General features: G+C 53.6%; 2 pseudogenes. Both read left to right on the top strand.

Annotated features, from left to right (window positions below):
* Window positions 1-106: 106 nt before the first annotated feature.
* A pseudogene (locus F986_RS17635) lies at window positions 107-376 on the top strand (IS91 family transposase); the annotation flags it as partial.
* Between the two features lie 169 nt (window positions 377-545).
* Window positions 546-941 (top strand): annotated as a pseudogene (locus tag F986_RS17630) (IS6-like element IS26 family transposase); the annotation flags it as partial.
* Window positions 942-1,278 lie beyond the last annotated feature (337 nt).

The raw sequence follows: 1,278 nt of genomic DNA, 5'->3' as shown, positions 1-1,278 counted from the left end.
TTTAATTTAAAAGGATCTAGGTGAAGATCCTTTTTGATAATCTCATGACCAAAATCCCTTAACGTGAGTTTTCGTTCCACTGAGCGTCAGACCCCTTATGGCAGAGCAGGGAAAGGAATTGCCGGGCTATGTGCAACGGGAATTTGAAGAATTTCTCCAATGCGGGCGGCTGGAGCATGGCTTTCTACGGGTTCGCTGCGAGTCTTGCCACGCCGAGCACCTGGTCGCTTTCAGCTGTAAGCGTCGCGGTTTCTGCCCGAGCTGTGGGGCGCGGCGGATGGCCGAAAGTGCCGCCTTGCTGGTTGATGAAGTACTGCCTGAACAACCCATGCGTCAGTGGGTGTTGAGCTTCCCGTTTCAGCTGCGTTTCCTGTTTGGGGTCGTTTGCGGGAAGGGGCGGAATCCTACGCTAAGGCTTTGGCCAGCGATATTCTCCGGTGAGATTGATGTGTTCCCAGGGGATAGGAGAAGTCGCTTGATATGGCACTGTTGCAAATAGTCGGTGGTGATAAACTTATCATCCCCTTTTGCTGATGGAGCTGCACATGAACCCATTCAAAGGCCGGCATTTTCAGCGTGACATCATTCTGTGGGCCGTACGCTGGTACTGCAAATACGGCATCAGTTACCGTGAGCTGCAGGAGATGCTGGCTGAACGCGGAGTGAATGTCGATCACTCCACGATTTACCGCTGGGTTCAGCGTTATGCGCCTGAAATGGAAAAACGGCTGCGCTGGTACTGGCGTAACCCTTCCGATCTTTGCCCGTGGCACATGGATGAAACCTACGTGAAGGTCAATGGCCGCTGGGCGTATCTGTACCGGGCCGTCGACAGCCGGGGCCGCACTGTCGATTTTTATCTCTCCTCCCGTCGTAACAGCAAAGCTGCATACCGGTTTCTGGGTAAAATCCTCAACAACGTGAAGAAGTGGCAGATCCCCGGGTACCGAGCTCGAATTCGTAATCATGTCATAGCTGTTTCCTGTGTGAAATTGTTATCCGCTCACAATTCCACACAACATACGAGCCGGAAGCATAAAGTGTAAAGCCTGGGGTGCCTAATGAGTGAGCTAACTCACATTAATTGCGTTGCGCTCACTGCCCGCTTTCCAGTCGGGAAACCTGTCGTGCCAGCTGCATTAATGAATCGGCCAACGCGCGGGGAGAGGCGGTTTGCGTATTGGGCGCTCTTCCGCTTCCTCGCTCACTGACTCGCTGCGCTCGGTCGTTCGGCTGCGGCGAGCGGTATCAGCTCACTCAAAGGCGGTAATACGGTTA

Source organism: Acinetobacter johnsonii CIP 64.6, assembly GCF_000368045.1.
Taxonomy (GTDB): Bacteria; Pseudomonadota; Gammaproteobacteria; order Pseudomonadales; family Moraxellaceae; genus Acinetobacter; species Acinetobacter johnsonii.
This window is presented reverse-complemented; position numbering and strand designations above follow the sequence as displayed.